The sequence below is a fragment of the Streptoverticillium reticulum genome (genome assembly GCF_047456005.1).
Lineage (GTDB): Bacteria > Actinomycetota > Actinomycetes > Streptomycetales > Streptomycetaceae > Streptomyces > Streptomyces reticulum.
Map to the genome: position 1 here is coordinate 4,919,901 of NZ_CP179755.1, position 12,438 is coordinate 4,932,338.

Here is a 12,438-nt window from a genome sequence, read left to right on the forward strand (position 1 = left end):
GCCTTCGGGCATGAAGCCGCCAAGTTTGCCCCAATTCGGGGGTCGGGCTGCTGCGCCGCCGACGGGAAGGGCGTTCCCTTGATGTGGGACGTCCGATCCCGGAGAGACTTGTCCTACGGACAAGAGGAGCTGCCATGAGCGAGACCGCAGAGACCTCGAGCGGTGTCCACCCCGTGACCCGTCCGCGCACTGCCGCCGAGCAGGGTGCGACGGCCTTCGAGGCGGCGCATGAGTCCTACAGCTTTGCCTGCATGCGATGCGGGCACTGCTGGGAACAGTCGTACGAAATACGGCACCACGTCGACGCCAAGGGCCAGCCGTTCGTCACGTACTACGCGGACGGGCAGCGCGTCCCGTCTCCGCTGACCCGCCCGACCTGCGTCAACTGCGGCAACCACGTGGTGCGCATCATGCGCTCCGGCCAGGTGTCCGTGATCGCCGACGCCCTGCACCTGCCCACCCGCACGACCGTGCCCGCCCCCTCGACGGCGGGGCCGCTGATGAACGGCGGCTCGCACGAGGAGCGCCCGCACCACCACGCCGAGCACCACTGGCACCTCTCGGACCTGCTCAAGCCCTTCCACCTGCACCGGAAGTGAGCTCGCCCGCTCCTTAGAATCGCGTGCATGGCATCGAACAGTGGCCCGGCCGGCGGCGAGCGGAAGAAGAACGACGACAAGGACGTCCCCCCGCCCCTCCCGGCGCCGCTGGCGGTGCCCGTGGCCGACTCCCACACCCACCTGGACATGCAGAAACATGCGACGGTGGAGGACGCCCTCGCCACAGCCGCGTCCGTCGGCGTCACCACCGTCGTCCAGGTGGGCTGCGACCTGGCCGGATCCCGGTGGGCGGCCGACACCGCTGCCGCGCACGAGGCGGTCTGGGCGACCGTCGCCCTGCACCCCAACGAGGCACCCCGCATCGAGCTCGGTGATCCCGACGGCTGGTCCCGGCAGGGGGCCCGCGAGCCAGGGGGCCGGGCCGCGCTCGACGCCGCCCTCGCCGAGATCGACCGCCTGGCCGGCCTGCCGCAGGTCAAGGGGGTCGGCGAGACCGGTCTCGACTTCTTCCGCACCGGCCCCGAGGGCATGGCCGCCCAGGAGTACTCCTTCCGCCGCCACATCGACATCGCCAAGCGCCACGGCAAGGCCCTGGTCATCCACGACCGCGAGGCGCACGACGACGTGCTGCGCGTCCTGACGGAGGAGGGCGCGCCGGAGACGGTGGTCTTCCACTGCTTCTCCGGCGACGCCGCCATGGCGAAGCTGTGCGCCGAGGCCGGCTACTACCTGTCCTTCGCCGGGAACGTCACCTTCCGCAACGCCCAGCCGCTGCGCGACGCCCTCGCCGTCGCCCCCCTCGACCGGGTGCTCGTGGAGACCGACGCACCTTTCCTCACACCGATGCCGTATCGCGGACGGCCGAATGCGCCTTACCTCATTCCGGTCACTTTGCGTGCGATGGCGGAAGTGAGGGGGATCGACGAGGACGCCCTGGCCACGGCCGTCGCGGCCAATACCGCACGCGCCTTCGGGTACTGACCCTCAAATCCGCGACACCGTGTGACGGTACGACTTTGGTCCGTGACCGCGCCTCCGCTACAGTCCCGGGCCCAGGCCGTGTGCAGCCGTACCAGTGGAGTGTCGTGAGTCATACCCAGGGCAGCCCCCGCGCCACCACGGAAGCGCCGCGCTACGACCCGTACGTGCCCCACGAGCCGTACGGGGCGTATCCGCGGTACGAGCCGTACGAGCCGTACGAGCAGCCGTTCGGGACCTACGAGGTCCCGTCGGCGGCCTCGTTGCCGGTGTCGTCGCCGTCGTACGAGCCGCACCAGCCGTCCCCGGCCCACGAGCCCTCGGGGCAGCCCCTGCTGCCCCGGCAGGCCACGGCGCCCGGTGTCGCGGGCGAGGACGGCCCGGACGGGGAGCCGGAGGCCGACGGCCGGGGCCGCCGGGCCGCGCGCCGCAGACGGCCCGCGGGCGACCGCACCGAACCGCTGCGCCGCCTGCTGCCGCAGGCCCTCGTGGTCGCCTTCCTGGCCGGCGGCACCTCGGCGTTCATCGCCAGCGACAAGGCCGTCCAGCTCAGCGTCGACGGCAGGCCGCGCACCCTGCACACCTTCGCGGACGACGTGAACGAGCTGCTGGCCGACCAGGGCATGCACGTCGGCGACCACGACATCGTCGCCCCCGGCCCGCACCACGACCTCGCCTCCGGCGACCGCGTGATCGTCCGCTACGGCCGTCCCGTCACCCTCACCCTCGACGGGGAGCGCCGCCAGGTGTGGACCACGGCCCGGACCGTCGATGGCGCCCTGCGCCAGCTCGGCGTGCGCGCCGAGGGCGCGTACCTGTCCGCCTCCCGCTCCACGTCCATCGGGCGCAAGGGCCTGGACCTGGACGTGCGCACCGAGCGGTCCGTGACGTTCATGGCCGACGGGCGCGAGCGCACGATCCGCACCAACGCGGCCACCGTCCGCGAGGCCCTCGACCAGGCCGGGATCGCCCTGCACGGCCAGGACACCACCTCCGTCGACCCCGGCAGCTTCCCGCGCGACGGGCAGACGATCTCCGTCATGCGCATCACCGGCAGCCAGGAGGTCCGCGAGGAGCCGATTCCTTATCAGACCGAGCGGCACGAGGACCCCTCGCTCTACAAGGGCACCGAGACCGTCGTGCAGCGCGGCGAGCCGGGTGCCGAGCGCGTGATGTACGCGCTGCGCACGGTCAACGGCGTGAAGCAGAAGCCCAAGAAGATCTCCTCCGAGATCGCCCGGCAGCCCCGCACCGAGATCGTGAAGATCGGCACCAAGCCGCGGCCCACGACCGTGCAGGGTGCGGAGGGGCTGAACTGGTCCGGGCTCGCCCAGTGCGAGGCCGGCGGGCGGCCCAACGCGGTGGACCCCTCGGGCACGTACGGCGGGCTGTACCAGTTCGACGTGCGCACCTGGCAGTCGCTCGGCGGCTCCGGCCGGCCGCAGGACGCCACCTCCGAGGAACAGACCATGCGGGCCAAGAAGCTCTACGTCAGCCGGGGGTCGACGCCCTGGCCGGTGTGCGGCCGTAAACTTCACGGGTGAGCTCCAGCCCCAGCACTGACGAATCCGGCGCCCTCCTCGGCCCGGCCGACATCCGAGAACTGGCCGCCGCCCTCGGGGTCCGCCCCACGAAGCAGCGCGGCCAGAACTTCGTGATCGACGCGAACACGGTCCGGCGCATCGTGCGGACCGCCGAGGTGCGGCCCGACGACGTGGTCGTCGAGGTCGGCCCCGGCCTCGGGTCGCTGACCCTGGCCCTGCTGGAGGCCGCCGACCGGGTCACCGCGGTCGAGATCGACGACGTGCTGGCCGCCGCCCTCCCCTCGACCATCGCGGGCCGGCTGCCCGCCCGCGCCGACCGCTTCGCGCTCGTTCACAGCGACGCGATGCAGGTGGAGGAGCTGCCGGGCCCGCCGCCCACCGCGCTCGTCGCCAACCTGCCCTACAACGTCGCCGTGCCGGTGCTGCTGCACATGCTGGACCGCTTCCCCAGCATCGAGCGCACGCTGGTGATGGTCCAGGCCGAGGTCGCCGACCGGCTCGCCGCCGCGCCCGGCAACAAGGTCTACGGCGTGCCCTCGGTCAAGGCCAACTGGTACGCCGAGGTCAAGCGGGCCGGTGCGATCGGCCGCAACGTCTTCTGGCCCGCCCCCAACGTCGACTCGGGCCTCGTCTCGCTGGTGCGCCGCACGAAGCCGATCGAGACCACGGCGAGCAAGGCGGAGGTCTTCGCCGTCGTCGACGCCGCCTTCGCCCAGCGCCGCAAGACGCTGCGCGCCGCGCTGGCCGGCTGGGCCGGCTCGGCCGCGGCGGCCGAGACCGCGCTGGTCGCGGCCGGGATCTCGCCGCAGGCGCGCGGCGAGTCGCTGACGGTGCACGAGTTCGCGGCCATCGCGGAACACCGGCCCGCCTGACGGCGGGTCGCCGCCGGCCGGGTGGCACGGCTACGGCGCCGTACGTTCGTCGGCGCCCCTAAGGGGCGCGGGGAACTGCGCGACCAGCCACCGCCGGCCTGCAGCCGCCGCACCACCCAGGGGTCCGGGGCGAAGCCCCGAGCAGCTCGACTGCGGGCGTGTCGTGGTTGCTCGCGCAGTTCCCCGCGCCCCTTCGGGGCGTCGGCCGTACGATCGGCCGCAGGCGCAGGCCCCGGCCGCCTGCCGGCCGCCCCCTCCGCCCGTCCTTCCGATCGCCCCGAGGAGCCGTCCCCGTGACCGCCGAGTCCGTCACCGTCCGCGTCCCCGCCAAGGTCAACGTCCAGCTCGCCGTGGGCGGTCCGCGCCCCGACGGCTTCCACGACCTGGCCAACGTCTTCCTCGCCGTCGGCCTGTACGACGAGGTCACGGTGACCCCGGCCGAGTCGCTGCGCATCACGTGCTCCGGCCCGGACGCGGCCCAGGTGCCGCTGGACGCCTCCAACCTCGCGGCGCGCGCGGCCCTCGCGCTGGCCGGGCGGTACGGGCGCACCGCGGACGTGCACATTCACATCGCCAAGGACATCCCGGTGGCCGGCGGCATGGCTGGCGGCAGCGCGGACGGCGCGGGCGCCCTGCTGGCCTGCGACGCGCTCTGGGGCACGGGCGCCTCGCGCGAGGAACTCCTGGAGATCTGCGCTGAGTTGGGCAGCGACGTCCCGTTCAGCCTGGTGGGCGGCGCCGCGCTGGGCCGGGGCCGCGGCGAGCTGCTGACCCCGCTGGAGACCGGGGGCACCTTCGACTGGGTCTTCGCCGTGGCGGACGGCGGCCTGTCGACCCCCGCGGTCTACCGCGAGTGCGACCGCCTGCGGGGCGATGCGGAGATTCCGGCCCCCGAGGCGTCCCCGGCCCTGCTGGACGCGCTGCGCGCAGGCGACCCGGCTGCTCTGGCCGCAGCCGTCTCCAACGACCTCCAGCCGGCGGCCGTTTCGCTGCGCCCGTCCCTGGAGGCCACCCTCGCGGCGGGCGCGGAGGCGGGCGCCCTGGCGGCGATGGTCTCGGGCTCGGGCCCGACGACGGCGTTCCTCGCGGGGAGCCCGGAGGAGGCGGAGAAGGTGGCCGACGCCCTGCGCGCGTCCGGCACGTGCCGCGCGGTGCGGGTGGCCTCGGGTCCGGTGCCGGGGGCGACGGTCGTCGGCTGAGGTCCTCGGGGTGGGGCTACCCCCACTCCCGCCTGGCCTGCTGTTCCCATGGGCCGGGGTGCTGCCCCGGCCATAGCGTCGTCCCCCGTGATGGCCAAACTCGCCGCGCGCTCCCTGCGGCACCGCCCCGGCGCCTTCGTCGCCACCTTCCTCGCCCTGTTCCTCGGCGCCACCCTCGTCATGGCCTGCGGCGGGCTGATGGAGACCGGCATCCGCAACGAGGTTCCGCCGCAGCGGCTCGCGGGCGCGCAGCTCCTCGTCACGGGTGACCGCACGCACGAGGTGCCGACGAGCAAGAAGCACAAGCGGAAGACGACCCTCCCTGAACGGGTCGAGCTCCCGGCCGAGTTGGCGGAGCGGGTGCGGACCGTCCCCGGCGTCCGCAACGTCGTCGGTGAGCGCACCTTCGAGGCCGCGATGGCGGACGGCGCCAAGGCCCAGGCGCACGGCTGGGATTCGGCCGCCCTCACCCCGTACGCCCTCGCCGCCGGCCGCGCCCCGCAGCACCCCGGCGAGGTCGTCCTCGACGCCGGGCTCGCCCGCCGCACCGGCGCGGCGCCGGGCGACCGCGTCCGCATCGCCGCGCACGGGGGATCGGCCGCGTACCGCGTGACGGGCATCGCCGCCGCCTCCCGCGCCGTGCCCCAACCCGCCCTGTTCTTCGCGGAGTCCGAGGCCGTACGCCTCTCCGGGCGCCCGGACACCGTCGCCGACATCGCCGTCACCCTCGCCCCCGGCGCGGACCCCGGCACGGTGCGCAAGGACGTGGCCCGGGCGCTCGCCGGGCAGCAGCCCGTCACCCTCCTCACCGGCGACGACCGGGGGACCGTCGAGCACCCCGAGACGGTGCAGGGCGGCGAGGGCCTCGTCGCGCTGTCCGGTGCCGTCGGCGGACTCGTCGTCCTGGTCGCGGCGTTCGTCGTGGCCGGCACCGTGTCGCTGTCCGCGCGGCAGCGCAGCCGCGAACTCGCCCTCCTCCGGGCGGTCGGGGCGACCCCGCGCCTGCTGCGCCGGATGCTGCTCGGCGAGACCCTCCTGGTGACGGCCCTCGCGGCGGCCGCCGCCTGGCCCGCGGGACCGGTGGCCGGGCGCCGGCTCTTCGGCACGCTGGTCGACAGCGGCCTGATCGCGGACACCGTCGTGTTCCGGCAGGGCTGGATCCCCGCCCTGCCCGCGTACGGCGCGCTGCTGCTGACCGCCGTGCTCGGCACGCTCCTCGGCGCTGCGGGGGCGGTGCGGACGAAGCCCGTCCAGGCGCTGGGGGAGGCGGCCGCGCCGCCGCCGCGGCTGCACCCCGTGCGGATCGTGCTCGGCCTGCTGTTCCTCGCCGGTACGGTCGCGCTGGCGCTGGTCACTGCGACCGTCCTGCGCGGGCCCGTCGCCGCGAGCACGGCCGGGCCGACCGTGATGTGCTGCGTCATCGGACTGGCCCTGCTCGGGCCGTGGTGCACCAGGATCGCGACGGCACTGCTGCACTGGCCCGTCCGGCTCCTCACCGGCGCCCCCGGCCGGCTGGCGGTCCTCAACTGCCGGGCGCGCGCGGCCGGGACGGCCGCCGTCGCCATGCCGGTCGTGCTGGCCGTCGGCATCGCCGTCGGCGAGCTCTACCTCCAGACCACGGCCGCGGCGGCGACCGACAGGGCGTTCACGCAGGACCTGCGGGCCGACGCGGTGATCACGTCGCCGGCCGGGGGAGTGGACCCGGCCCTGCCCGACCGGGTCCGCGCCCTGCCGGGCGTCACGGGCGCGAGCGCGTACGTCACCAGCTCCGCCTTCACCCTCGCGCCGCGCGACGGCGACGAGAACAAGCACGGCCTGCCCCTGAGGGGCGTCAGCGCGGACGGCGCCGGGCAGACCCTCGCGGTCCGGGTCACCGAAGGGAGCCTGACCGGCCTGCGGGGCGCCGCGGTCGCCCTGCCGGAGAGCGTGGCGCACCGCATCCACCGCGGGGTGGGGGACACGGTGCGGCTGAAGCTGGGGGACGGCGCCGTGGTGGACGTACGGGTCGTGGCGCTGCTCGCCGGGCGTGCGGGGTACGAATCGGCGCTGACGAGCGCGGAGTTGCTCGCCCCGCACACGACGGCGGGGCTGCCGGCGCAGATCCTGGTGCGCGGCGGGAACCCCGCCGCGCTGGCCGCCGCCCTGCCCGGCCTGAAGGTCAGCGGCCGGGACGCGGTGACCGCGGCATACGCGCGGGACAACCGGACGCAGGCGTCGGTCAATTACCTCGTCATCGGCATGCTCGTCGCCTACACCGCGCTCTCGGTCGTGAACACCACCGCCGTCGCCGTCGGCAACCGCCGCAAGGAGTTCGCCCTCCACCGGCTGACGGGCGCCACACGGGGCCAGGTACTGCGGATGATGGCGGTGGAGGGCGGCTTGGCGACCGCCGTCGGGCTCCTGCTGGGGACGGTGGCGGCGGGGACGACGCTGGTGCCGTTCAGCCTGGCGGCGGGCGGGACAGGGTGGCCGTCGGGGCCGGTGTCTGTGTACCTGACGGTGGTTGCGGCGGCGGCCGCGGTGGTACTGGCGGCCACCCTGATCCCCACGTGGGCGGCGCTGCGGGCGCGGCCGGTGGAGGCGGCGCGGTAGCCGTGGCGCCCCGTAAGGGGCCGGGGGCTTCGGGTGCGGGCCGTCGGTGGCCGGTCGCGCAGTTCCCCGCGCCCCTTACGGGGCGCTTCGGGGTACCCCGAAGCGGGGACTTCCCGCGAACCTGGCGCGGATGCCCCCTTGCCCGCCCTAGCCTCCGTTGGTACCGACAGAGGTGCGAGGGACGGGTGCCGGATGAGTGAGACTTCTCAGCCGCCGATGGTGTGGCGACTGTGCGGAAACCAGATCAAGTTGTGGCGGACGAGCGCGAACATCACACGCAAGGAGCTCGGCAAGGAAGCCGGTTACGAGTACGAGACCGTCTCGTCGATGGAGATGGGGCGCCGAAGGCCGACGCAGCGGCTGCTGGAAGTAGCGGACCGGTTGTGCGGGGCGAATGGGAAGCTGGTCGCGGCACAGCCGTATCTGGAAGCGGAACGGGTCCTGGTCCGCACGGACGAGTACCTGGACATCGAGGCCGAGGCGATCGCACTTCACTGGTACGAAGTGCTGCTCGTGCCCGGCCTGTTGCAGACCGAGGAGTATGCGCGCGTACTCATGGCCAGTTACTGCCCGCCGGTGGGTGACAGTACTGTTGAGAAGCGGGTAGTAGCCCGGCTGGCGCGTCAGGAACTGCTGAAGAAGACGTACACACTGTTCAGCTTCGTCATCCACGAGGCAGCCTTGAGGGGCCTGGTGGGCGGACCCGACGTGATGAAGGGACAGCTGAACCGTCTGCTGGATGCAGGCGAGTTGCGCAATGTGTCCATCCAGGTGCTGCCCATCGGGCAAGGCGCCAGCCCCGGAATCAGCGGACCGTTCACTGTGCTGGAGACTCCCGATCACATCCACCACTGTTACGGAGAGGGGCAAGTGAGCAGCATGCTGCACGCGGACCCGGACAGGGTGAGTGCGCTCATGAAGCGCTATGCCGCGATTCGTATGCACGCCCTCAACGAAACGGAATCGGCTCAGTTGATCAAGAGAGTGGCAGAGGAACTATGAGTGCCGAACCGATATGGCTCAAGTCCAGCTACAGCGGGCCCGAGGGCAGCCAGTGCGTCGAAGTAGCCGCCCTCCCCCGCACCGTCCACGTCCGCGACTCGAAGCGAACGAACGGTCCCGAACTCGCCGTAGGCGCCCCGGCCTGGGCCGCCTTCATAACTTACGCGTCCGGGACCTGACAGGGGCGCGGGGAACTGCGCGACCAGCCACGCTCAGTACAGGGCCTCGCCCATCGGGGATTCGTCGCCGACGATGTAGGCGCGGATCGATGCCAGGTACGCGTCGCGGCCGACCCGGCCGTCGCCGTCGTCGTCCAGTGCGTCGAACGCGGCGGCAGCGTTGCCCGGCGAGTTGTTCAGCGCGGTGCGCAATGCCGTGAACTCCGCTTTGTCCAGGGCGCCGTCCCCGTCCGCGTCGGCGAGGTCGAACAGCGACCCGAGCGCGAACCGGCAGACGTTGTCGAACTTGTCCGCGCCCACCCACGCGTTGTACTCGTCGAAGGTCAGCTTCCCGTCGCCGTCGGCGTCCATCGCGCCCCAGGCCTTGACGCCTTCCGCACGGGCGGTGACGACGAGCGGGTCGTCCTCCGTGCGCCCGGTGGCAAGGACGGTCCGGTCGATGCGGGAGAGGTAGTCGTGCCGCGAGATGACCTGGTCCCCGTCGGCGTCCATCATGGCGAACACGCGCAATCTCGCGACGGTGGCAGCTGCGGCGGTCGTAGAGCTCACTCGGGTCTCCTCCTACTCGACCTACTCGACGAGGATTCGTCCGGCGCTTCCTACCCAGCGCGTTCCGCACTCCAAGCAACCCGCCGGGAGGCCGGGCGCAGGCGACGGCGCACTGAGGCTGGTGCACGCCGATGGTGCGCTTTGAGGCGCCTGATCAGCCGACGCGCTCGCGGGTAGTCAAGTGCTCGCTAAAAACAGTGGACTTACTGGAGGGGCATGTGATGAGCAGGCGCGGTACGACGGTGACGCTGGGAGCCCTGGCGCTGGTCGTGTCCTCAGTGGTGTGGGCGCCGGCAGGCCAGGCCGGGACAGCCATGGACGAGGCCGTCACCTGCACGGGCGACGCCCACGGCCACTACGACCCACCGCTCACCCTGCTGCCTCAAGAGACCCGCATCCACGCACACGTGCGCTACAGCTGCACCATCGCCCCCGGCCACACCCTCCCGGCCACCGGCTTCTTCAGCACCGTCGAGCCGTCGGCAGTCTGCGTCTCGCTGTCCGAGGCAAGAGGCACGGAGATCGTCCACTACGCCGACGGCCGCCGATCGGTGATCGTCATCGACGGCGGGACCACCACCCGCGCAGCGGGCACCCTGAGCGTCCTGCAGTCGGGCCGGGTCGTGGCCGGACGCGGCGAAGGCCACTTCGTACGCCGCACCGTGACCTCGCTGGCCCGTCAACTGCCCACGGAATGCCTCACCTCCGGCCTCGGCCACACCGAAAACGAGGTGCAGCTGGAGATCCTGCCGTAGCCCCCTACCAAGCCACCGGCAACCGCTCCACCCCGTAGATGTCGGAGTCCGTCCGCAACGGCACCTCCCCGGCCGGGACGGCCAGTCTCAGGTCCGGGAAGCGGGTGAACAGCGCCGGGAAGGCGACCCGCATCTCGACCCGCGCCAGCTGCTGCCCCAGGCACTGGTGGATGCCGAAGCCGAGCGCCAAGTGCCCGGTGGCCCGGCGGCGTACGTCCAGCCGGTCGGGGTCGGCGAACCTCGCCGGATCCCGGTTGGCGGCCATCACCGAGAGCACCACCGTCTCCCCCGCCTTGATCGGCCGACCGTCCAGCTCGACGTCCTCCAGAGCCGTCCGCACGCCGGTGTGGGCGATGCTCAGGTAGCGCAGCAGCTCCTCGACGGCCGTGTCCACGACCTCCGGCCCGGAGCGCATCGCCGCCAGCTGCTCCGGGTGTTGGAGCAGGGCGAAGGTGCCCAGCGCGATCATGTTGGCGGTGGTGTCGAGCCCCGCCCCCAGCAGCAGCACGGCGATGTTGGTGAGCTCCTCGTCGGTGAGCTCGTCACCGGCGGCCAGATCGCCGAGCACGTCGTCGGTGGGCGCGGCCCGCTTGGCCACGACCAGCTCGTACAGCATGGTCCCCAGGGCGTTCATCGCGGCGCCCCGGTCCTCCACGGTGGCGTTGTGGTCGTTCAGGGCCATCGTGTGCCGCTGGAAGGTCTCGTGCTCGTCGTAGGGCACGCCCAGCAGCTCGCAGATCATCAGCGCGGGGATGGGCTGCGCGTACGTCCGCATCAGGTCCACCACCGGGCCCTGCTGCTCCATCGCGTCCAGCTGTGCGGCCGTGACCTCCTCGACGCGCTCGGTCAGTTGCCGCATCCGGCGCAGCGTGAACTTGCCCATGAGCAGGCGCCGGTAGCGGGTGTGCTCGGGCGCGTCGTGCCCGATGAACATCCCGGGCCCGGCCGGCGGTATCGACTCCGTGGGCGCCATGCCGGGCATCGGGATGTGCATGAGCTCGTGCCGCGAGCTGAACCGCGGGTCGGACACCACCGCACGGGCCAGGGCGTGGCCGGTCACCAGCCAGCCCCGGTGCCCGTCGGGGAACGCGAGCCGGGTCAGGGGATCTTGTTCGCGCAGCCGTGCCAGCTCCTCAGGAGGGTCGAAGGGGCAGCCCGCAGGGCGCTGGGTGGGGAGGGATTCGAGCATGGCGGTCGCCCCGTTTCTCGTCGCGTCGCAAACGTTCAGAACTCCATGAAAGCTACGTTGCGTTCAATGATCCCTCAATCGATGGGACGCTCAATTTCGGTTACTCATGGGCCACTTCGCTGGTTCATTGCAATGATGCTGCATGTGAATGCAATGTGCGTCCTCACCCGTTGCAATGGGCTGCCGGTGAACGCACACTGGCAGCCACCACCGCAGCGCGCAGGAGGGGACCCCACATGCCGGGAGGCAGGCTCACCCACGACGACCGGCGGCACATCGCCGCAGGGCTCGCCGAAGGGCTCACCTACGCCGAGATCGCCAGACGCCTGGACCGGCCGACCTCGACCGTCAGCCGTGAGGTGACCCGCAACGGCGGGCCCGACGGCTACCGGGCCGACCACGCCCACCTGGCCACCGCCCGGCGCGCCCGCCGCGGCGCCCCGGCGGCAGCCCCTCCGGCGTCGGCCGCGGCCTCCGCCGATGCGGACGGGCGCGACCTCGAAGCCGTGCGCGGCTTCGAGGAACACCTGGCGGCGACGCTGATCAGCACCGGAGTGCCCCGGATGACGGCCAGGGTGCTCGCCTGCCTCTGCAGCACCGACACCGGCAGCCTCACCTCCGCCGAGCTGGTCCGGCGCCTGCAGGTCAGCCCGGCGTCCGTCTCCAACGCCATCGCCTACCTGGAGGCGCAGGAGCTCGTCCGCCGCGAGCGCGAGCCCGGGCAGCGGCACGAGCGCTACGTCGTCGGCGACGACGTCTGGTACCGGTCGCTGCTGGCGAGCGTCCGCACGAACGCCCTGCTGGCGGGCGCCCTCCGGGAGGGGGCGCAGGCCCTCGGCCCTGCCACCCCCGCCGGGGCCCGGGCGGCGGACATGGCCGAGTTCCTCCAGTGCCTCAGCGAGGACCTGATCGACAAGGCGGCGTACTGGCGTGACCGGCTGCGCGATCAGCCGAGAACGGCCCGCACGGACAGGCCCACCGCAACCCATGGGATCCTGGACCCGTAACTCAAAGCGAGG

At 72.8% G+C, this 12,438-nt stretch carries 12 protein-coding genes; 10 read left to right on the top strand and 2 right to left on the bottom strand.

The window, feature by feature from the left end; translation table 11 throughout:
• The first annotated feature begins 134 nt into the window (after positions 1-134).
• The 8 genes from ACMATS_RS22520 (at position 135) to ACMATS_RS22555 (ending at position 8,926) form a co-directional block, all read left to right on the top strand.
• Positions 135-599, top strand: a complete 465-nt coding sequence (locus ACMATS_RS22520; RefSeq protein ID WP_414168841.1) for a hypothetical protein — start codon at positions 135-137, stop codon at positions 597-599.
• Between the two features lie 27 nt (positions 600-626).
• On the top strand, positions 627-1,541 hold the full coding sequence (locus ACMATS_RS22525; RefSeq protein WP_414168842.1) for a TatD family hydrolase: 915 nt from the start codon (positions 627-629) through the stop codon (positions 1,539-1,541).
• Positions 1,542-1,645: 104 nt separating this feature from the next.
• Positions 1,646-3,082, top strand: coding sequence for a ubiquitin-like domain-containing protein (locus tag ACMATS_RS22530; protein WP_414168843.1), 1,437 nt, complete (start codon positions 1,646-1,648; stop codon positions 3,080-3,082).
• Positions 3,079-3,954 (top strand): 16S rRNA (adenine(1518)-N(6)/adenine(1519)-N(6))-dimethyltransferase RsmA, encoded by an 876-nt coding sequence (rsmA, locus tag ACMATS_RS22535; protein WP_390780062.1) that lies wholly within the window; start codon positions 3,079-3,081, stop codon positions 3,952-3,954. The genes ACMATS_RS22530 and rsmA overlap by 4 nt, the downstream gene beginning before the upstream one ends.
• A gap of 293 nt (positions 3,955-4,247) precedes the next feature.
• Positions 4,248-5,153, top strand: a complete 906-nt coding sequence (locus ACMATS_RS22540; protein WP_414168844.1) for a 4-(cytidine 5'-diphospho)-2-C-methyl-D-erythritol kinase — start codon at positions 4,248-4,250, stop codon at positions 5,151-5,153.
• A gap of 90 nt (positions 5,154-5,243) precedes the next feature.
• Positions 5,244-7,745, top strand: a complete 2,502-nt coding sequence (locus tag ACMATS_RS22545) for an ABC transporter permease (protein WP_414170767.1) — start codon at positions 5,244-5,246, stop codon at positions 7,743-7,745.
• A 192-nt stretch (positions 7,746-7,937) separates the two neighbouring features.
• Positions 7,938-8,747, top strand: coding sequence for a helix-turn-helix domain-containing protein (locus ACMATS_RS22550; protein WP_414168845.1), 810 nt, complete (start codon positions 7,938-7,940; stop codon positions 8,745-8,747).
• Positions 8,744-8,926 (top strand): DUF397 domain-containing protein, encoded by a 183-nt coding sequence (locus ACMATS_RS22555; RefSeq protein WP_414168846.1) that lies wholly within the window; start codon positions 8,744-8,746, stop codon positions 8,924-8,926. The genes ACMATS_RS22550 and ACMATS_RS22555 overlap by 4 nt, the downstream gene beginning before the upstream one ends.
• A gap of 33 nt (positions 8,927-8,959) precedes the next feature.
• Here ACMATS_RS22555 and ACMATS_RS22560 read toward each other — a convergent pair whose 3' ends face one another.
• Positions 8,960-9,475, bottom strand: a complete 516-nt coding sequence (locus ACMATS_RS22560; RefSeq protein ID WP_390780064.1) for an EF-hand domain-containing protein — start codon at positions 9,473-9,475, stop codon at positions 8,960-8,962.
• A 221-nt stretch (positions 9,476-9,696) separates the two neighbouring features.
• On the opposite strand from ACMATS_RS22560, the gene ACMATS_RS22565 reads away from it, so the two are divergent.
• Positions 9,697-10,230 carry a hypothetical protein gene (locus ACMATS_RS22565; protein WP_414168847.1) on the top strand — a complete coding sequence of 178 codons (534 nt, stop codon included), beginning with the start codon at positions 9,697-9,699 and terminating at the stop codon, positions 10,228-10,230.
• A 4-nt stretch (positions 10,231-10,234) separates the two neighbouring features.
• On the opposite strand, the gene ACMATS_RS22570 is transcribed toward ACMATS_RS22565, so the two are convergent.
• Positions 10,235-11,419 carry a cytochrome P450 gene (locus tag ACMATS_RS22570; RefSeq protein WP_414168848.1) on the bottom strand — a complete coding sequence of 395 codons (1,185 nt, stop codon included), beginning with the start codon at positions 11,417-11,419 and terminating at the stop codon, positions 10,235-10,237.
• 236 nt (positions 11,420-11,655) lie between these two features.
• Here ACMATS_RS22570 and ACMATS_RS22575 point away from each other — a divergent pair, with 236 nt between their 5' ends.
• Complete coding sequence (locus ACMATS_RS22575) at positions 11,656-12,426, top strand: MarR family transcriptional regulator (protein WP_414168849.1); 771 nt, start codon at positions 11,656-11,658, stop codon at positions 12,424-12,426.
• Positions 12,427-12,438: the final 12 nt, after the last annotated feature.

Excerpts from the sequence above, each read along its gene's own strand:
- ACMATS_RS22570 (WP_414168848.1), bottom strand. The coding sequence starts at position 11,419 with ATGCTCGAATCCCTCCCCACCCAGCGCCCTGCGGGCTGCCCCTTCGAC.
- ACMATS_RS22520 (WP_414168841.1), top strand. The coding sequence starts at position 135 with ATGAGCGAGACCGCAGAGACCTCGAGCGGTGTCCACCCCGTGACCCGT.
- ACMATS_RS22575 (WP_414168849.1), top strand. The coding sequence starts at position 11,656 with ATGCCGGGAGGCAGGCTCACCCACGACGACCGGCGGCACATCGCCGCA.
- ACMATS_RS22555 (WP_414168846.1), top strand. The coding sequence starts at position 8,744 with ATGAGTGCCGAACCGATATGGCTCAAGTCCAGCTACAGCGGGCCCGAG.
- ACMATS_RS22525 (WP_414168842.1), top strand. The coding sequence starts at position 627 with ATGGCATCGAACAGTGGCCCGGCCGGCGGCGAGCGGAAGAAGAACGAC.
- ACMATS_RS22545 (WP_414170767.1), top strand. The coding sequence starts at position 5,244 with ATGGCCAAACTCGCCGCGCGCTCCCTGCGGCACCGCCCCGGCGCCTTC.
- ACMATS_RS22565 (WP_414168847.1), top strand. The coding sequence starts at position 9,697 with ATGAGCAGGCGCGGTACGACGGTGACGCTGGGAGCCCTGGCGCTGGTC.
- ACMATS_RS22550 (WP_414168845.1), top strand. The coding sequence starts at position 7,938 with ATGAGTGAGACTTCTCAGCCGCCGATGGTGTGGCGACTGTGCGGAAAC.